The 17,509-nt window shown below is 64.0% G+C and carries 15 protein-coding genes and 1 pseudogene; 4 read left to right on the top strand and 12 right to left on the bottom strand.

The window, feature by feature from the left end:
- Positions 1 to 48: 48 nt before the first annotated feature.
- The gene (locus HU230_RS13300) at positions 49 to 1,428 is read right to left on the bottom strand and encodes a hypothetical protein (protein WP_176531273.1); all 1,380 of its coding nucleotides are present in this window, start codon (positions 1,426 to 1,428) and stop codon (positions 49 to 51) included.
- Between the two features lie 183 nt (positions 1,429 to 1,611).
- On the opposite strand from HU230_RS13300, the gene glmU reads away from it, so the two are divergent.
- Complete coding sequence (gene glmU / locus HU230_RS13295; RefSeq protein WP_176531274.1) at positions 1,612 to 2,970, top strand: bifunctional UDP-N-acetylglucosamine diphosphorylase/glucosamine-1-phosphate N-acetyltransferase GlmU; 1,359 nt, start codon at positions 1,612 to 1,614, stop codon at positions 2,968 to 2,970.
- A 443-nt stretch (positions 2,971 to 3,413) separates the two neighbouring features.
- On the opposite strand, the gene HU230_RS13290 is transcribed toward glmU, so the two are convergent.
- From HU230_RS13290 to HU230_RS13260, 7 genes and pseudogenes are all read right to left on the bottom strand, one after another.
- Positions 3,414 to 3,596 (bottom strand): hypothetical protein, encoded by a 183-nt coding sequence (locus tag HU230_RS13290; protein ID WP_176531275.1) that lies wholly within the window; start codon positions 3,594 to 3,596, stop codon positions 3,414 to 3,416.
- Positions 3,593 to 3,913 (bottom strand): hypothetical protein, encoded by a 321-nt coding sequence (locus HU230_RS13285; RefSeq protein WP_224943258.1) that lies wholly within the window; start codon positions 3,911 to 3,913, stop codon positions 3,593 to 3,595. The genes HU230_RS13290 and HU230_RS13285 overlap by 4 nt, the downstream gene beginning before the upstream one ends.
- Positions 3,914 to 3,925: 12 nt before the next feature.
- A complete protein-coding gene (locus tag HU230_RS13280; RefSeq protein ID WP_173643519.1) occupies positions 3,926 to 4,249 on the bottom strand; it encodes a hypothetical protein in 324 nt (107 codons plus the stop codon).
- 72 nt (positions 4,250 to 4,321) lie between these two features.
- The gene (locus HU230_RS13275; protein ID WP_176531276.1) at positions 4,322 to 4,777 is read right to left on the bottom strand and encodes an Hsp20 family protein; all 456 of its coding nucleotides are present in this window, start codon (positions 4,775 to 4,777) and stop codon (positions 4,322 to 4,324) included.
- Between the two features lie 335 nt (positions 4,778 to 5,112).
- Entirely contained in the window at positions 5,113 to 6,696 is a 1,584-nt protein-coding gene (locus HU230_RS13270; protein ID WP_210284231.1) for a solute symporter family protein, read from the bottom strand.
- 14 nt (positions 6,697 to 6,710) lie between these two features.
- Positions 6,711 to 7,001, bottom strand: coding sequence for a DUF485 domain-containing protein (locus tag HU230_RS13265; RefSeq protein ID WP_176531277.1), 291 nt, complete (start codon positions 6,999 to 7,001; stop codon positions 6,711 to 6,713).
- Between the two features lie 78 nt (positions 7,002 to 7,079).
- A pseudogene (locus HU230_RS13260) lies at positions 7,080 to 8,029 on the bottom strand (LysR family transcriptional regulator).
- Between the two features lie 161 nt (positions 8,030 to 8,190).
- Here HU230_RS13260 and HU230_RS13255 point away from each other — a divergent pair.
- Positions 8,191 to 9,255, top strand: a complete 1,065-nt coding sequence (locus HU230_RS13255; RefSeq protein ID WP_176531278.1) for a carbon-nitrogen hydrolase family protein — start codon at positions 8,191 to 8,193, stop codon at positions 9,253 to 9,255.
- Between the two features lie 157 nt (positions 9,256 to 9,412).
- Positions 9,413 to 10,207, top strand: a complete 795-nt coding sequence (locus tag HU230_RS13250; RefSeq protein WP_176531279.1) for an adenylate/guanylate cyclase domain-containing protein — start codon at positions 9,413 to 9,415, stop codon at positions 10,205 to 10,207.
- Positions 10,208 to 10,276: 69 nt separating this feature from the next.
- On the opposite strand, the gene HU230_RS13245 is transcribed toward HU230_RS13250, so the two are convergent.
- The 4 genes from HU230_RS13245 to HU230_RS13230 all read right to left on the bottom strand — a co-directional run bounded on the left by HU230_RS13245 (position 10,277) and on the right by HU230_RS13230 (position 15,210).
- Complete coding sequence (locus HU230_RS13245; protein ID WP_176531280.1) at positions 10,277 to 12,244, bottom strand: oleate hydratase; 1,968 nt, start codon at positions 12,242 to 12,244, stop codon at positions 10,277 to 10,279.
- 197 nt (positions 12,245 to 12,441) lie between these two features.
- Positions 12,442 to 12,696 (bottom strand): hypothetical protein, encoded by a 255-nt coding sequence (locus HU230_RS13240; RefSeq protein WP_176531281.1) that lies wholly within the window; start codon positions 12,694 to 12,696, stop codon positions 12,442 to 12,444.
- Positions 12,697 to 12,739: 43 nt separating this feature from the next.
- Positions 12,740 to 13,957: a GGDEF domain-containing protein gene (locus HU230_RS13235; protein ID WP_176531282.1), complete on the bottom strand. Its 1,218-nt coding sequence runs from the start codon at positions 13,955 to 13,957 to the stop codon at positions 12,740 to 12,742.
- Positions 13,958 to 14,097: 140 nt separating this feature from the next.
- The gene (locus tag HU230_RS13230; protein WP_176531283.1) at positions 14,098 to 15,210 is read right to left on the bottom strand and encodes an acyltransferase family protein; all 1,113 of its coding nucleotides are present in this window, start codon (positions 15,208 to 15,210) and stop codon (positions 14,098 to 14,100) included.
- A gap of 329 nt (positions 15,211 to 15,539) precedes the next feature.
- On the opposite strand from HU230_RS13230, the gene glmS reads away from it, so the two are divergent.
- Positions 15,540 to 17,366, top strand: coding sequence for a glutamine--fructose-6-phosphate transaminase (isomerizing) (glmS, locus tag HU230_RS13225; RefSeq protein ID WP_176531284.1), 1,827 nt, complete (start codon positions 15,540 to 15,542; stop codon positions 17,364 to 17,366).
- Positions 17,367 to 17,509: the final 143 nt, after the last annotated feature.

The following is a 17,509-nucleotide window of genomic DNA, read 5'->3' as shown; positions in this document are numbered from 1 at the left end:
GCAGCGAAATCGGTTGAGAATTTGGCCGCAATCCTTTACCGGACATGATTATTGGCTGTTCCGTCGGAACATCGAGGAGATTGTCGTCGGCTCCGGCTTCTTTTCCTCGGCAACCGGCTGCGGCGGTGCGACCGTGCGCCTCGGCGCGGCCCGCCGGTGCGGCAACGCCGGCTTGGCTCCGGCAGGCGGCTCGTTCAGGGCCAACCGCTGGCCGTCATAGATCGCCGTCTCGCAGGTCCGCTGGACCAGGCTGAGGCCGGCGCAAATCCTGGCGGCGGTCCCGGCGTCGTTCAGCGGCCCGGCAACCAGGCGCAACTGCATGCCGAGCCCGTTGCCGTTCTCCTTGATGACGATGATCGGCCGCAGCGCAGCCAGTGGCGCGTTGGCCTTCGACTTCAAGAGGCCGCGCCAGAGCGCGCGCAGTCCGTTGACCGAATTTGCCGTGCCGAGATCGACGCCGAACTCGGTGCGCTGGATCTGCGCCTTCGGCGCCTCGTCTTCGACGTCGGAGTCCGGATCCCGGGTGATCATCAGCGGCGGGATCGGCGCGGCGTTGACATCGCTCGAGGTCGGCGGTTTGGCCGCTTCGGTTGCCTTGCTCGGCGCAGGATCGCGCGATGCCATCAGCGGCTTGTCCGCAGCCGGCGTGGCCGCGGGCGCGGCCGCCTTTACTTCGTCGGTGCTGGCCGCGGCAGCCGCGGCGCTCATCGGACTGGCAACTGCTGGGGCGGAGGCAGAAACCGGCGGCAAGCTCTCGGGGGCCGACGGCTTCTCCGCAGCAACCTGCGGCCTGCTCGCGGCGGCCGCCGGCTTCTTGTCGGCCGCCATGGGTTTCTCGGCCGCAGCAACTGGCTTCTCGGCCGGTGCCGGCGCCTTGCTGTCGATGGACGCCACCACCTTGTCGGTCGCGACCGGCTTGTCTGATGCGGCAGGCGGTGTCGTTGCGACGGCGGCAACGGTTGGTGCCGCCACTGCCGGCGCCGAATTGGCTGATGCGGGCGGCGTAGCAGGCGACGCTGCCGGAGTTGGTGGTGCCGGTACGGCCGCCACCGGCTGTTTCGCGATCGTGCCGGTCACGGAGTCGAGTCCCTGTTCCAGCGTGGTGACGCGCGAATACAGCCGGTCGCGGTCGCTGTTGAGCGTATCGATCGCGGATGCCAGCCGGCGCGTCTCGTTGTGGCTCTCCTTCGCCAGCGTCTGCAGCTGCTGGGCCTGGCGCGCGATATCAGATGCGGCGACCTGGTCGCGCCGCAGCGTCAGCGCCGACTGGTTGGCCATCACGGCGACGGTGACGGCACCGACCGCAGCCACGCCCCACGAGCCGAGCCGCCACAGCATGCGGCGATCGAAAGCATCCTCCTCGGCCAAAAAGCCGGTGGTGCTTTCGGTGTCGAAATCCGCCGCCAGATTGTCGGGATCTTTGGCCAAAGCCCGCTTGGCCCTCCTCAAGGCCCGCCGAATCACGAGGCAAAGATTAACAGGAAATGGACCGGGAACTTGAATCTGAGGGGCCACGGAGGCGAATCGGTTTCTTCTGCCGGGGAAAACAATTAAAGACGGCCTCGAAGAAAGCGATGCGCAGCTGGCTGCGCGAACCGTCGAGGATGCTGAATGACTGCGCGTACGAGCCTGACAGTGGTGCTTGCGGCCGGCGAGGGCACGCGGATGCGCTCGTCGCTGCCGAAGGTGTTGCACCCGGTGGCCGGGCAGTCACTGCTGGCGCATGTGCTCGATGCCGCCGGCTCCGGCGAGGGATCGCAGCTCGCGGTCGTGATCGGTCCCGACCACGAGGCGGTCGCCGCCGAGGCGCGCCGGGTGCGGCCCGACGCGCACACCTTCGTGCAGCGTGAGCGGCTCGGCACGGCGCATGCGGTGCTGGCGGCACGCGAGGCGATTGCGCGCGGCGCCGATGACCTGCTGATCGCGTTCGGCGACACGCCGCTGATCTCGGCCGAGACCTTTGCGCGGATGCGCGCGCCGTTGCGCGACGGCGCTGCGCTTGCGGTGCTCGGCTTCCAGGCCGCTGACCCGACCGGCTACGGCCGCCTGGTGGTCGAGAACGGCAAGCTGGTTGCGATCCGCGAGCAGGCCGACGCCAGTCCCGAAGAGCGCAGGATCACGCTGTGCAATGCCGGCGTGATGGCGTTCGACGGCAGGAGGGCGCTCGCGATCATCGAGAAGATCGGCAACGCCAACGCCAAGGGCGAATATTATCTGACCGATGCCGTCGGCATCGTCAGGGAATTGGGACTGGAGGCCGTCGTGATCGAAACCAGCGAAGACGAAGTTCGCGGCATCAACACCAAGGCGCAGCTCGCCGAGGCGGAGGCCGTGATGCAGGCGCGGCTGCGCAAGCAGGCGCTCGAAGCCGGCGTGACCCTGATCGCGCCAGACACCGTCTATCTCGCCGCCGACACCAAATTCGGCAAGGACGTGGTGATCGAGCCGTTCGTCGTGATCGGACCGGGCGTTTCGATCGACGACGGCGCCGTGATCCATTCGTTCTCGCATATCGTCGAGGCCCGCATCGGCAAGAAGGTATCGGTCGGTCCCTATGCCCGGCTGCGGCCCGGCACCTCGCTCGGCGATGGCGCGCGGATCGGCAATTTCGTCGAGACCAAGGCCGCAACGCTCGAGGCCGGCGTCAAGGTCAACCATCTCTCCTATATCGGCGACGCCCATGTCGGCGCCAATTCCAACCTCGGCGCCGGCACCATCACCTGCAACTATGACGGTTTCCTCAAGCACAAGACGCTGATCGGCGAGGGCGCCTTCGTCGGTACCAACACGTCGCTGGTCGCACCGGTGACGATCGGCAAGGGCGCCTATATCGGCTCGGGCTCGGTGATCACCAAGGACGTCCCCGACGACGCGATGGCGCTCGAGCGCAGTGAACAATCGATCCGCGAAGGCGGCGCCGCCCGCTATCGCGCGGCGAAGCTGAAGGCGAAGGCCGCGAAGGGGAAGTGAGGCCGTTGCGTCGCTGGCATGCGCCTGCCTGACGATGTCGTTGCTACGCATCCCAATCCAAGGTGTCATCACCCGCGTCAGTGATCTGTCCGGTCTAAACAGCATGCGGGTGATCCAGTATTCCAGAGACGCCAGTGCCTGAGCCGAGAGGCCGCGGCGCACTGGATCGCCCGGTCCCGTCTCCGCCAAGGCTTCGACGAGGCAACGCGTCATAGGCGCGCCGAAGCTTTAACGGAGGCCGCGAGCCGGGTGATGACAGTGTGGGTGGGGACGCAACTGCGGATCTCGCGACATGATCCGCCCGAGCTTTGCTGTTCGTTTCGCCGCTCTGAGACACACCCGTGACAATGCGCAGCGCCCCTCGATCGGGTGAGACGGGACAATTCACGGCACTTGACAGGTTTTGGCTGAGTTGCCCGTCGGGTCAGTTTGTCGCAGATGCGTCAGGCGGCACGCGCAGACTGGTTCGAGCCTTGAAGCAGATTGTTCAGCATCTGACGTTCTTCCTTGATTCTTCGCTTGAATAGCTCCCGCTCGTGCTCCGACTTCGCAGTATCGAGCAGGAATTGATAATGGCCTATGATTTTTTCACTGCCACGTACGAGCAGACGCTGCAGTTCTGTCATGGCTGCGCCTCGCCAGATCGGCTGATAATTTCATCGTCCGGTGGTCGGTCAATGGCGAGAGGCGGTATGTCGGCCACCAATATCTGCATCGCCATCTTCTCTTCAGAAAGACGTCGTTCAATGAACTTGCGTTCCAAGTCGGAAAGCTCGGTATTGAGCAGCCGCCTATACCGGCCGATATTGTTCCGATGCGTGCGCAGCCGTTCGAGGCGCTCGTCAATCAATTCTGAAGTTCGCTGCTTCTCTTTGCTGAATCGTGCCCACCAACGCTCTTCAATCCTCTCGATGACTTGCTTCGGCAGTCTGATGCCGGTCATGGATCAGCACTCCTATGCAGCAGCGACGTTGCGCAGCGTGGAGCGCAGCCGAGCCGGCCTTCCTCCGGGTGGTTCACGCGGATCATCAAGGGCGCGCAGCGCGTCCAGGATATCGCTGACTGGAACGGGCGATCTGAGTTCTGCAGGAGCACGCAGCGCAGGATTGGACGCAACGGCGCAGGCATCCGAAGCCCAGGATGCCAGAATGGCTCTCTTCGTCGCCTTCGTCAGGTAGGGGTCGCGAACCAGATCGCGAGGATGCTCGTACTTTTGCCTGCCTCTCGTTGGCAGGCGAAATGCAAGGACGTTGTCAACAGGCGCGGTCGTCGGCCGCATGGGTGCCTCCATTCTCAGGACGAAATCGGAAATGAGGAGCCGCGCCCCAGCGGAGCGCGGCTATGCGGGTCGTCAGGCTGCAACACCTTCCAACTGGCGCGTTGCCTTGTTTGGAAGCGCATTGATCGCAATTCGCCTCGGCTTCATGGCCTCGGGGACTTCACGGGCGAGCTCGACCTTGAGCAGGCCGTTGTCAAAGGCAGCGCTCTTAACCTCGACATGATCGGCCAGACTGAATTGTCGCTTGAAGCGACGGGTCGAGATGCCCTGATAGATATATTCACGTTCGGCCTTTTCGACCTTCGTGCCCTCGATGGTCAGAACGTTCTGCTCTGCCGTTACCGAGATCTCGTCAGGTGCAAAGCCGGCAACCGCGAGCGCGATCTGGTACCGATCTTCCGCAAGCCGCTCGATGTTATAGGGGGGATAATTGTCCTCGCCGGCACGCTGGACGGTTTCAGCGAGGTCAAAGAGCCGGTCAAAGCCGATGGCTGACCGGAACAGGGGAGAGAAGTCGTATGTGCGCATAGCCAAATCCTCCATAGAGCAAGATGGATATGAACGGCACCGGACACGACCGGTGCCCGTCTCGCCTGAACCCGATTGGCGCTCAGGAGCTAAGCCCGTGGGGGCCTAGCGAGAAAAAAATTAGAAAACGGGTTTTCAAAGTCAAGAAGTGCGGCGAAAAAAATCTTGGCCTTGGCCGGCTGCTTTCGGCCGCGCCTGTTGGGGGTCCCGGGCGGGTTGGCGGCCGCTCGGGGAACCAGCCAGGTGCGCGGGCCGGGCCATAGCCGTCCCCGAACGAAGTTGAGGGAACCGATGCCCGCAAGAACGCGATTGTGTCGTCGATCGGTCGAGGCTGTTCAGGCCGCATTCCTCGTCTGGCCCTGCGCGTCGGTGCTCGGCTGAACCGGTCCGAGCAGGATGCGCCGCTGCATCTCGTCGAAGGCGAGATTGGCGTTCTTCTCCGTCGTGACCAGCGATAGCAGGATCGCGACCGCGAAGGACAACGGCATGCTGATAATCGCCGGATTGCGCAGCGACACGAACCACCATTGATGCTCGACCGCGGCCAGCGGCTTGCCGAGAATGTCGACTTGGATGGTCGGCGACAGATAGATCAGCACCAGCGAGCTCAGCGTGCCGACGAGGATGCTCGCCACGGCTGCAGGCGTCGTGAAGCGGCGCCAGGTGATGGCGAGCACCAGCGAGGGAAAGTTGGCGGCGCAGGCGATCGAGAACGCAAGGCCCGCCATGAAGGCGACGTTCTGGCCCTCGAACGCGATGCCGAGAAAGATGGCGAAGATCGAGATCATGACGGTCGCGACACGCGCGACCTTGAGCTGCTCGGCCTCCGAAGCGCTGCCGTTACGGATCACGTTGGTCCAGACGTCGTGGCAGAGCGTGGCGACGCCCGACAGTGTCAGCCCGGCGACGACGGCGAGCATGGTCGCGAATGCGACCGCACAGATGAAGCCGAAGAAGGCATTGCCGCCGACCGTAAGCGCCAGCAGCGGCGCTGCCATGTTGCCGCCGCCTCCGGCCTTTGCCACCGCGTCGGCGTCGACCAGCACCATGGCGCCGAAGCCGATGATGAACACCATGAGATGAAAGACGCCGATCAGGCCGGTGGCATACAGGATCGACAGCCGCGCGGCCTTGGCATCCTTCACCGTATAGGCCCGCATCAGCACATGCGGCATCGCGGCGGTCCCGAACATCAGGCCGAGCCCGAGCGAGATGGCATCCCACTGGCCCGAGACCACCTTGGATCCCGGCTGCAGGACCTTGGTGCCGTATTTCTCGGACGCCGCGGCGAACAGCTTGAGCGGGTTCATATCGAAATGGGTCAACACCAGAAAGGCGAGCAGGATGCCGCCGCCCATCAGCAGCGCAGCCTTCACCACCTGCACCCAGGTCGTCGCCAGCATGCCGCCGAACAGCACATAGACCAGCATGACGCTGCCGACCACGACGACCGACCAGGTGTAGGGCAGGCCGAACAGCAGCTTGATCAGCGATCCCGTCGCGACCATCTGGGCGATCAGGTAGAACAGGATGACGGCAAGCGTCCCGACGGCGCCGGCGAGGCGCACCGGGCGCTGGCGCAGCCGATAGGCCACGACGTCGGCAAAGGTAAAGCGGCCGACATTGCGCAGCGGTTCGACGATCAGGAACAGGATGATCGGCCAGCCGACCAGCCACCCGATCGAATAGATCATGCCGTCGAAGCCGTTTGAGGTGACGATGCCGGCAATGCCGAGCAGGGCGGCGGCGCTCAGGAAGTCACCTGCGAGTGCCCAGCCGTTCTGCCACGGCGTGACCTGGCCGCCGGCGGCGAAGAAGTGTTCGGTGGTGCGCGTGCGCCGTGCGGCCCAATAGGTGATCGCCAGCGTCAACGCCATGAAGGCGAAGAAGAACCCGATCGAAAGCGTGCTGCTGCCCATCTTGATCTGGCCCCTTAGCGAAGATTGCGGATGCCGGCATCGAACACCCGGTTCGCCCACAGCACGTAGACCAGGCAGAGCGCGAAGGAGGAGATGATGACGAGCGGGCCGAGCACAATGCAGAGCGACAGGCCGGGCACCAGGATGGTGCCGAGCAGCGGCTTGTCGAACGCGAACAGCCCCATGAAGCCGAAATAGATCACGATCATCGCGGCACTGAGCACGAGCGCGACGATCAGCCGCTTCTTGGCCAAGGCGCTGACGCTCGGCGCCGGATCGGTATTGCCGGGAATAACCACGTTCATGTTTGCCCCCTCAAAACTTCAGCGCGCGCTACCTTGCGCCAATCGGACGAGCTTCAGCCGGGCTCCGATGGAAGGGAACTATGGATTTTTGCAATCTGCCGTGCGCGGCTGCGGCAGGGCATCGGCTAGCGTGACCTGCATGTCGGGGTCCTGCTTCAGGGTATTTTTCAGAAACGCGCGGACGGCGCGGATGCGCGGGGCAAATTGCAGGTCGCTGTGGACGTTGAGCCAGACCTCGCGAACGGTGCCGGCGAGGGTGGGCAGCACGGGGATCAGGTCGGGCCGGTCGTTGGTGGCAAAGCTCGGCAGCATGACGATGCCGAGGCCGCCCGCCGCGGCGTTCATCTGTGCGATCATGCTGTTGGAGTGGAAGGCGATCTTCGGCTCCTCGATGACGTCGGCGAGCCAGCGCACCGAATCGACCTGGATCAGGTCCTCGATATAGGAGACGAACCAATGATCCCCGAGGTCGCGAGGCTTGCAGGCATGCCGTGATCGTCGAGATAGCTCTGGCTGGCGAATAGCCCGAGCCGAAACTTGCCGATGCGCTCGGAGATCAGGCCCGGACCGGGTGGCCGGAAGAACGACACGAACAGATCTGCTTCGCGCTTGTGCACATAGACCGTCTGCGCGGACGTGACGAGTTCGACGGAGAGTTGCGGCGCGGTGCGACGCAGTTTCGCGAAGCGTTGCGCCAGATAGAGCGAGGCGATCCCCTCCATGGTGGCGAGCCGCACGGTCCCGACGAGTTCCTGGGTGTCGCTGGCGCTGGCTTCCTCGCGAATGGCGATCACCGCGCTCTCGACCCGCTCGGCATGACGCAGCAACCGCTCGCCGACTTCGTTGAGCTTGAGCCCGGTGCGGTGGCGTTCGAACACCGCAATCCCGAGGGAAGCTTCCATCTGGGCGATCCGCCGGCTCACGGTGGAATGATCCAGCCGCAGCCGCTTTGCCGTCTGACTCAAATTTCCGGCACGCGCGGCGCAGAGAAAGACCCGCAAATCGTCCCAGTTGATCGTATCGAACATGACCTGCCTCCGGATTGCGGACCTTGCCAGCAAAGCAATTCCCGTTCCAACGCGCGGTCGGCTCCGATCCTTCGCAACCGACCTTGCGACAATTCCCATGCATGCCGCGAAGGCAGGGATGATACCGCTTCGCCTCCCTAGTCCTAGCCGGGATTTTCGTCATGCTCCCTCGTTTCAAGGCTGCTGCCGTCCACGCCGCGCCCGTCTTCCTCGACAGCCGGGCGACCATCGAAAAGGCGATCGCCATCATGCGCGAGGCAGCCAGGGCCGGCGCCGAGCTGATCGCATTTCCCGAAACCTACATTCCCGCTTTTCCGGTCTGGGCCGCGCTGTGGCCGCCGATCGACAATCACGATCTGTTCGTGCGGATGGCGGAGCAGTCCGTGCTGGTGGACGGACCGGAAGTGGCGCGGCTGTGCGCCGAGGTGCGCGGCCTCGGCGTCACCGTCTCGATCGGCATCAGCGAGCGCTCGGCCGTCAGCGTTGGGGGGCTGTGGAACTCGAACCTGTTGATCGGCGAGACCGGCGAAATTCTGGTTCATCACCGCAAGCTGGTTCCGACCTTTTATGAGAAGCTGGTGTGGTCGTCGGGGGACGGTGCGGGCCTCAAGGTCGCCGAGACACGGCAGGGCCGGATCGGTGGGTTGATCTGTGGCGAGAACACCAATCCATTGGCCCGCTTCGCACTGATGGCGCAGGGTGAACAGGTGCACATCTCGAGCTGGCCGCCGATGTGGCCGACGCGGCGCCCGGCAGGCGGCGGCAATTTCGACAACGTCGCCGCCAACCGCATCCGGGCCAGCGCCCATTGCTTCGAAGCCAAGGTATTCGGGATCGTCACCGCCGGCTACATGGACCAGCCGATGCGGGCCTTCCTGGTTGAACGCGACAGAACCATCGCCGACGTGATCGACCAGACGCCACGTGCGGCTAGCTTCTTCGTCGATCCGACGGGCGGGGTCTTTGGCGATGAATTGCAGGACCAGGAAGGGATCGCCTACGCGGAGATCGATCTCAATCGCTGCGTCGAGCCGAAGCAGTTTCACGACGTCGTCGGCTACTACAACCGATTCGACATCTTTGGCATCACGGTCGACCGCAGCCGGCTGACCCCGGCACGATTTCGCGACGAAGAACAGCCGATGGCAAAAGCGCAGGACGAAGCAATTCTGTCCATCGATGCTGACGCCGTATCGAATGGGCAGAGGCGCGATGCCAGGAGTTGACTAAAAGGCCAGATCTCATTTGGGTCGCATGCGGACATCGCAGAGCCCGGCGCTTTTGATCAGTGCGGAAACGAGCACCGTTGCCAATGCGGAAATGTATGGCTACGCTTTACCCTAGGTTAGCCCCCAAAGCGCTCGTTCGATCGGCCGGACGCTCATGCCCAAATTCCTTCGCATCGGAGTGCATCAGTCGAACGTGTCCGGATACACGTCAAAGGCATGGTGCATCCGACGGGCTGGCTCGACGGTCTTCCTTAAATGGGGCGCCGTTGAGGTTCAGGGCGCCGGAGCCGGGCGAAAGGTCTACTGGACGTTTCCACCGCAGGAAAAAACCATTCGCTGCCGCACGGTGCAGCGTGCCCAGGACTATGCCAAGGCCGCAATCGCGCGGCGGCGCAGCCATCGCTATGAACCGCTGACGGGAAATATAGCGAACCGGCGTCGCACCGCCGATCGAGGCTCGGAGCTCAAACAGGCGCTCGCCACCATCCTGTTCGTCGATATCGTCCGATCCACCGAAAAAGCCGCGCGGCTCGGCGACTCGCGCTGGGCAACGGTGATGAATCACTACTACGCCGCCGTTCGCCGGGAACTAAAGGCCTTGCGCGGCAAGGAGGTCGTGACGACGGGAGACGGTGTGCTGGCGACGTTCCGCGCGCCCGCTGCCGGGATCGGTTGCGCGACCGCGATCGTCAAGGCCGTGCGCACGCTGGGGCTCGAGATCAGGGTGGGATTACATGCCGGCGAATACAAGGTGAGCGGCGCGGAGGTCATCGGTCTCGCGTTTCACATCGGTGCGCGTGTCGCTGCCAAGGCACGGGCCGGCGAGGTGCTGGTCTCGAGCGCGGTCAAGGACCTGATGCGCGAGTCCGATATCCGTTTCAAGGATCGCGGCGCGCACCAGCTCAAAGGCGTGCCGGAGCGATGGCGGCTCTACCGGGTTGAACCTTAAGGCGTCCGGCAGGAACTGGACGCCGGTGTTGCGATCAACGCGGACGTGACACGCTTGTGACTGCATGCGCTAACCCTTGCGGGTCGAGATGCTCTCTCGAATTCGTTCCAGCCAGCCGATGACGGCGCCGAGCGCCTGATCGCCCTTGCCGAGAAGTCCCGCCAGTTCGCGCTCCGCACTGCCGCGTCGCGTGGAGTCGGGTTCGGGCAATGGCGGAAGAATGTGGGCGTAGTACGTCTTGTCGAGCAGCCGGTGCAGCAGGCGTTCACCCGGGAATGGTTCGTTGTTGTTCAGGGCACGCGCCCCTTTCAGGATGGTGCGGATATCATATTGCGTGGGGCTGATGTCGGGCACCTGCTTGGGGAGTTTGAGCAGCGTGTACACCGCGACCCGCGCGGTGCGGACCGAGCTGTCCATTGTGAAGATGATGTCGTTCGACGTTTCCACGAACTGGCCCATCAGCCCCAAATTGGTGCAGCCCGCGGGGACCGGATGCGGCCGGTCGCCCGCCGCGCGGGGCATGAACATCGCGGTGATGTAGGGCATCAAGGCGAGGCGGGCCTTGGTGTTCGCCACCACGGCGTCCAGCTTGTCCTCGATGCCGAGGTGATAGCAAAGCTCCGCCAGGATTTCGCGGCCGGTGCAGGCCGGCATCGGCTTCTTGACGTAGTTGCCCTCCTTGTCCATCAGCAACGCATAGACCCAGACGACCAGGACGTCCTTGGGCTGGGTCGGAAAGTGCGGCTGCCGGTTGCAGGTGAAGCTGAGCACCCAATTGGAGTCGGTGAAGGTGACGATCCCGCCGGTCACTGTCTTGCCGGAATAGGGATCGTTGACCGAAAGCTCCTTCAGCCGGTCGACGAAGGGCGACGGCTTGCAGGTGAGGGTGACCGACTCCCACATCGACTTGTCGACATTGCCGTAGAATTTTTCGGGCTTGCCAAAGATCGGCGATTTCTTCGCCAGGTTCGTCCACAGCGTCCAGTCGCTGGCTTCGCCCGGATCATGCTTGCCGCGCGCAAGAACCGGGGCGTGGTCCATATCGCCATAGGCGGTGCCCTCGGTCATCGATCCCGTGAGTGCAAAGACCAGGTCTTTCGGACCAATCGGAATCCTTGTGTCGGCGCCGCCCACCTTGGCGTGGATCGCGGTCACCGTGCGGGCATCGCCCTCGACCTTGATGTCGAGATCGTGGACGCGCGCATCGAACTGCACCTTGACGCCGCGTTGGCGCAGATGGGTCACCAGCGGACGGACGAAGCTGTCGAACTGGTTGTACTTCGGAAAGATCAGCGCCGACATGTCGGTCAGCCCGTCGATCGCATCGAGGAAGCGATGCATGTAGAGCTTCATTTCGAGTAGGCTCTGCCAGTTCTCGAAGGCAAACATCGAGCGCCAGAGGAACCAGAAATTGGTCTCGAGGAAGCCCGGGCTGAAATATTGCTCGATGGTGATGTCGTCGAGATCCTCCTTGCGCTTCAGAAGCAGGCGGATCAGTTCCCATTGCTGCGGCTTCGACAAGCCGAGCGTTGAGGAGTCGCGGATCTGGCCGCGCTTGTGCATCAGCCGCGCCTTGGAGAAGTTCGGATCGTTGTCGTTGACGAGCCGGTATTCGTCGAGAACGCTGTATCCTTCGGGCAATTCGAGCGCCTGCACGTCCTGGAACATGTCCCAGAGATTGTCGTAGTTCCAGTTCATCTCGCGGCCGCCGCGGATGATGTAACCGTTCTCGGGATCGCCGGCGCCGTCGAGCGAACCGCCCTCGATGTGCATCGTGTCGAGGATGGTGATGTCCTCGCCCTTCATGCCGCCGTCGCGGATCATGTAGAAGGCCGCAGCCAGTCCCGCGATGCCGCTGCCGATGATCCAGGCCTTGCGGGCTTCGACCGGCCCCCGTGGCACCGGACGGTTGCGCATGTAGGCGCCCATCATGTCCGGCGGCGGCAGCGTGTTGTGGCTGCTGTTGTGCCAGTAGCGCCTGGACGCGTCGGTTTCGACCTCGAAGGTGGGCGTGCCGGAAGCTGCGACATCAGTCATTGGCGACCTTTCTGGGTGATTGGCTTTCGCGATCTCCGTGGACCTGATGCTGGCAGGTCGCCGTGTCATTTTCTGGCCCAAGCCCGGTTACGGCGAAGATGTCGCGCCACGACCGGCGATGCTCCGTTAAGGGAGCGTGCCGCGGAGCCGGCAAATTTTCTTTGATTTGGGGACGTCGGCCGCAATGCGGTGCAACGCTACCGCGCGCCGAGGATACGCTGCCACAGCGTGCCGCCGACCACCTTCCAGCCGAGATAGAAATACAGCACGATCAGCGCGAACAGCAGCAGCGCGGGGCCGCCAGTCAGGTTGAAGCCGTCCTTCGTGGTCTGGCCGGTGGCGGCGCCGATGGCGTAGCCGCCGCCGAAGAACACGGTGATGAAATCGAGGACGCCGGCGAGGCCGCGGCGCCAGAACGGTTTTGCGAGGGGCGGCGGCTGTTCGCTCGACATGGAGGTTTCTCATTATCCGCGACAGGCTATCTCGCTTGGCCGGTCAGGTGAAGGCGACCTCGATCCGGTTGTCGGCCTTCGCGGTGATGCGGCAGGCCCGCGACAGCGCGTCGGCGGCAATCGCGAGCTTGAACTGATCGGGGATGCCCGAGGTGGACAGCACCTCAATCGTCGCGGTGTCGCGCGACAGGCCGCGCACCGTGCAGTCGATCGCGGAATGGCCGGCATTGAAGCTGATCGTGCCGGCCTTGAACACGCGCCGCGCGGTCGGCGCAATCGACGGCGCCCGGTCGACCCAGGCCAGCGCCTGGTTGCGGCCGGCCTGCTTGGCGCCGTACATCGCGAGGTCGGCGTTGCGCAGCATGTCGTCGAAGCAGTTGCCGGGCGAGAGCGCAGCGCCGCCAAGGCTGCAGGTGACCCCGATCGTACCGGCCGGTGTCTCGATCCGGGTTGCCGCGACGGCGGCGCGCACTTTCTCGAGCACGCCCATCGCCTGGTCGAGCCTGGTGTGCGGCAGCAGGATGCCGAATTCTTCGCCGCCGAGCCGGCCGATCACGTCGGAGCCGCGCAGCGCGCAGCGCGCGGAGTCCGCGACCGCCGCCAGCACCATGTCGCCCACGGCGTGCCCATAGGTGTCATTGACCTGCTTGAAGTGATCGACATCGAGCACGGCGCAGGCAAGCGGACTGAGATGCCGCGCGGCCAGCGCGGTCAGCCGTTCGCCTTCGCCGCGGAAGGCGCGCCGCGACGAGCAGCCGGTGAGGCCGTCCTGCATCGACAGGTTCCGCAGCATCAGTTCGTCGACGGCGATGGCGGCAAGATCGACCAGCATGCTGGTCGCCTCGGCGTCGAAGTCAGACCGAGGGCGAGTGTCGATGGCGCACAGGCTGCCGATCACGACGCCGGACACCTTGAGCTGTGCGCCTGCATAGAAACGCACGAACGGCGCCCCGCGCACGAAGAGGTTGTCGGCAAAGCGCGCGTCGTGGAGCATGTCGGGGACGACCAGAGGCTCGTCCTGCGCGATCGTCAAATTGCACGGCGCCGGCCGCCGATCGGTTTCGCGCAAGTCCAGCCCGTCGGAGGCCTTGAACCATTGCCGATGGCCGTCGATGAAGGTCAGCGTCGACATCGGGACGCGGAACATCTTGCGGCACAGCGAGGTCAAGCGGTCAAAGGCGAGTTCACGCGGCGTGTCGAGGATGTCGAGTTCCGCGAGCGTATCGAGGCGACGTGCCTCGCGATCATGCGCAGTGTGCATCGGGCCACCTCCGGCGCCGGCAGCCTCGCCGAAAGGCGTTAACGGTGCGTTGATGTTTGGCACACGTGGTGGTTGCCGGACATGCCAGCTTCACCCGCCTGGACGCGTGCCGCATCGGTTCCCGCGCGGCCGGCAGGCGATCAGCCGGCGCGGCACGCCGGGCTTTCCAATCCGTCGGCGCGGCCGTCTTCGGCGGAGTTCGAAGGCCTGCGGGCCGGACGGATCTTGAAGCGCAGCGCCGGTCGCTCGATGACGCGCCAGGTCGCGGCCGCCGCGATGGTCGTCGCAACGATCAGGAGGACTGCGGCCGGGAAGCCTTGCCATCCGAAGGCGTGCAGCAGCATCACGATCGGCACGTGATGCAGATAGATGCCGTATGACAGGTCGGTGCCCGCGAGCAGCTTTGACAGATTGGTCCAGCTGAAGGCTGCCGACATCACGCAGCAGGCAAGAAGGATCGTCAGCACGGTCGATCGCAGTGTCGGGTGGTCATACACGATGCCGTGCTGGTCGCCGAAGAAGGCAATCGCCTCGGCATAGAGCAGGGCCCACAGGATGAACTTGTCGCGGAACAGCCGGTCGATTCGGCTCCAAAGCAGCGAAAAAAGCGAGCCGATGCCGAAGACCCAGAAATAGAACAGCGGATTTATGCCTCGAGTGACCTCGTCGGTCGCGGTCACGCTGGTCAGACGATGCGAATAGATGGTGAGGGCGAGAACCACGGCCACTGAGGCCCATCGGTAGCGCAGGACCGGCGGCAGGAAAATCACCGGAACGATCAGATAGAATCCCAATTCGAGCGCAATGGTCCACAGCGCGACAACGGGCAGGAATGGCAGCGCGTCATTCCAGGCGAAGGGGTATGGCGGCAGCAGCCAGTTGGCGAGCGCGTCGGACCCGGTCGCAAGGATCACCGTCCAGTATCGAAGGAAGTCCGGGTTGAGCAGTGCGCCGAGCGGCAATGCGCCGAATGCGACCAGCAGCGCGAGAACGATCGCGAGATTGAGCCAGAGTGCCGGATAGATGCGCAGGCATCGATTGCGGAGAAAGGTGACGACGTCCCCATCACTGCGAAGGAAGGTGCCGGTGATGAGGAATCCGCTGATGATGAAGAAGATTGGAACGCCGGACGTGTAAGCGACCAGCAGAGGTATCGGCCTGGGCCACGGAACCTGCAGAAAGGCCGCATGCTGCAGCAGGACGTTGCAGGCTGCGAACAGCCGCAACGTGTCGAAATTATTCCTGTGGCCCACATTGCCCCCAGCCAGAGCAAACGCACTCTTGGCATGCTGCGCGAACTGTGTTTGATCGTGTTGGATTGTTTCGCGCCGTGTCCGAAGTTGCCGTGGAGGGATTAACACACCCTTAACGTGTGTATTCGAGCTCCGGGCATCGGGTCGCGCGAGGCGATTTTGTCGGGCCGTAGTTTGCCCCGATTAACCAGCCTTTCGCATCCACCTTGCCGTTTAAGACTGTCGCAATCGGCAATAATTATTGAGTATCTTGCGGCCGGCGATTCCCGTTAAGGGACCGTGTCGCCGCTTTGGCAAATTTTCGGCGATTATTGGGGACATTGAACCGCATGTGCGGCATCGTCGGCATTCTTGGACGCGCTCCGGTCGCGGAGCAACTGGTGGATTCGCTCAAGCGGCTGGAGTACCGCGGCTATGATTCCGCGGGTGTCGCCACGTTGGAGAACGGCTCCCTGGCGCGGCGCCGCGCCGAGGGCAAGCTGAAGAATCTCGAGGCCCTGCTGGAGGCAAAGCCGCTCGGCGGCCACACCGGCATCGGCCACACCCGCTGGGCCACCCACGGCAGGCCGACCGAGAACAACGCGCATCCGCACGCCACCGAACGCGTCGCCGTGGTGCATAACGGCATTATCGAGAATTTCCGCGAGCTGCGCGAGGAACTCGAGCACAAGGGCGCGGTGTTTTCGACCGAGACCGACACCGAGGTCGTGGTGCATCTGGTCGACAATCTGCTCAAGGGCGGCGTCGCGCCGGTCGAGGCGGTGAGGGCGGTGCTGTCGCAGCTGCGCGGCGCCTTCGCGCTCGGATTCATCTTCGCCGGCGAGGACGACCTGATGATCGGCGCCCGCAACGGCCCGCCGCTCGCGGTCGGCCATGGCGAGGGCGAGATGTATCTCGGCTCCGACGCGATCGCGCTCGGGCCGTTGACCGATACGATTAGCTATCTCGAGGACGGCGACTGGGTGGTGCTGAACCGCAAGGGCGCGACGATCTTCGACAAGGACAACGCGATCGTCCACCGCGAAGCGATCAAGCACACCACCGCGACGGCTTTGGTCGACAAGGCGAACTATCGCCACTTCATGGCGAAGGAGATCCACGAACAGCCCGAAGTGGTAGGGCACACGCTCGCGCGTTATGTCGACATGGCGACCGAGCGCGTCGCCCTGCCGGTCAAGCTGCCGTTCGATTTCAAGGAAATCCAGCGCATCTCGATCACGGCCTGCGGCACCGCGAGCTATGCCGGCTTTGTCGCAAAATACTGGCTCGAGCGGCTGGCGCGCGTTCCGGTCGAGCTCGATGTCGCGTCCGAATTCCGCTACCGCGAAGCGCCGCTCCGCAAGGGCGACCTTGCGATCTTCATCTCGCAGTCCGGCGAGACCGCCGACACGCTGGCGGCGCTGCGCTACGCCAAGGCGCAGGGCGCGCATACGCTGTCCGTCGTCAACGTGCCGACCTCGACGATCGCGCGCGAAAGCGAGACCGTGCTGCAGACGCTTGCCGGTCCCGAGATCGGCGTCGCCTCGACCAAGGCGTTCACCTGCCAGCTGATGGTGCTGGCCGCGCTCGCGGTTGCCGCAGGCAAGGCGCGCGGCGAGCTGTCCGATGCCGACGAGGCCAAGCTGGTGCATGGCCTGGTCGAGATTCCGCGTCTGATGTCGGAAGCGCTCACGTCAGAGCCGCAGATCGAAAAGCTGGCGCGCGAGATCTCGAAGTCGCGCGACGTGCTTTATCTCGGCCGCGGCACCAGCTATCCGCTGGCGCTGGAAGGCGCGCTGAAGCTGAAGGAAATCTCCTACATCCATGCCGAGGGCTATGCCGCCGGCGAGCTCAAGCACGGTCCGATCGCGCTGATCGACGAGCACATGCCGGTCGTGGTGATCGCGCCCTATGACAAGGTGTTCGAGAAGACCGTCTCCAACATGCAGGAGGTCGCCGCCCGCGGTGGCAAGATCATCCTGATGACCGACGCCAAGGGCGCCGCGGAGGCGACCATCCAGTCGCTGGTGACGATCGTGATGCCGGACATGGGGTCGACCTTCGCGCCGATGGTCTATGCCGTTCCGGTGCAGCTGCTCGCCTATCATACTGCCGTGGTGATGGGCACCGACGTCGATCAGCCCCGCAATCTGGCCAAATCGGTCACGGTCGAATAGCCGCAAGTGACGCTGTCACGCAGCCCTTCAAAAACCTGCTAGAATGGCTTAGCTCAGGGGGGCTGCGCGCCGAAGTTCGGGGCAGGATCATCATCTCGCGCTAGCCTTTTGTTTATGCACGATCTTTTCGGAAATCCGCGGCG

The organism is Bradyrhizobium quebecense (assembly GCF_013373795.3).
In the GTDB taxonomy this organism is placed as follows: Bacteria; Pseudomonadota; Alphaproteobacteria; order Rhizobiales; family Xanthobacteraceae; genus Bradyrhizobium; species Bradyrhizobium quebecense.
The sequence above is the reverse complement of the archived record's forward strand: the minus strand, read 5'-3'. Positions and strand labels throughout refer to the sequence as shown.

Coding starts and splice junctions, on each gene's coding strand:
- glmU (WP_176531274.1), top strand. CDS start 1,612: ATGACTGCGCGTACGAGCCTGACAGTGGTGCTTGCGGCCGGCGAGGGC.
- HU230_RS13290 (WP_176531275.1), bottom strand. CDS start 3,596: ATGACAGAACTGCAGCGTCTGCTCGTACGTGGCAGTGAAAAAATCATA.
- HU230_RS13285 (WP_224943258.1), bottom strand. CDS start 3,913: ATGACCGGCATCAGACTGCCGAAGCAAGTCATCGAGAGGATTGAAGAG.
- HU230_RS13280 (WP_173643519.1), bottom strand. CDS start 4,249: ATGCGGCCGACGACCGCGCCTGTTGACAACGTCCTTGCATTTCGCCTG.
- HU230_RS13275 (WP_176531276.1), bottom strand. CDS start 4,777: ATGCGCACATACGACTTCTCTCCCCTGTTCCGGTCAGCCATCGGCTTT.
- HU230_RS13270 (WP_210284231.1), bottom strand. CDS start 6,696: ATGGGCAGCAGCACGCTTTCGATCGGGTTCTTCTTCGCCTTCATGGCG.
- HU230_RS13265 (WP_176531277.1), bottom strand. CDS start 7,001: ATGAACGTGGTTATTCCCGGCAATACCGATCCGGCGCCGAGCGTCAGC.
- HU230_RS13255 (WP_176531278.1), top strand. CDS start 8,191: ATGCTCCCTCGTTTCAAGGCTGCTGCCGTCCACGCCGCGCCCGTCTTC.
- HU230_RS13250 (WP_176531279.1), top strand. CDS start 9,413: ATGCCCAAATTCCTTCGCATCGGAGTGCATCAGTCGAACGTGTCCGGA.
- HU230_RS13245 (WP_176531280.1), bottom strand. CDS start 12,244: ATGACTGATGTCGCAGCTTCCGGCACGCCCACCTTCGAGGTCGAAACC.
- HU230_RS13240 (WP_176531281.1), bottom strand. CDS start 12,696: ATGTCGAGCGAACAGCCGCCGCCCCTCGCAAAACCGTTCTGGCGCCGC.
- HU230_RS13235 (WP_176531282.1), bottom strand. CDS start 13,957: ATGCACACTGCGCATGATCGCGAGGCACGTCGCCTCGATACGCTCGCG.
- glmS (WP_176531284.1), top strand. CDS start 15,540: ATGTGCGGCATCGTCGGCATTCTTGGACGCGCTCCGGTCGCGGAGCAA.